Source organism: Streptomyces anulatus (assembly GCF_000721175.1).
GTDB lineage: Bacteria > Actinomycetota > Actinomycetes > Streptomycetales > Streptomycetaceae > Streptomyces > Streptomyces anulatus_C.
Map to the genome: position 1 here is coordinate 1 of NZ_JOEZ01000160.1, position 206 is coordinate 206.

Below are 206 nucleotides of genomic sequence, written 5' to 3' on the forward strand. Positions count from 1 at the left end.
CGGGTCACCAGGTCGTTGGCGAACATGAAGGTGACGAACAGCGCCGGGAAGCCGGTGATGATCAGCCCGGTCCACTCGCCGACCGATGAGGTCGCCCAGTCGTTGAGGGCGTTGACGTTCTCGTTCCACCACGCCCCGGCCGGGGTCGCGACCATCGCCGCCGACGCCGTCGCGAGCAGCAGTGCCTGGGCGCGGTCGGTGTGGAG

General features: G+C 69.4%; 1 protein-coding gene. It reads right to left on the minus strand.

From position 1 onward, the window contains the following. Positions 1–206: hypothetical protein (locus tag IG90_RS40525; RefSeq protein WP_033895145.1), on the minus strand; the 206-nt coding region annotated here is incomplete at both ends.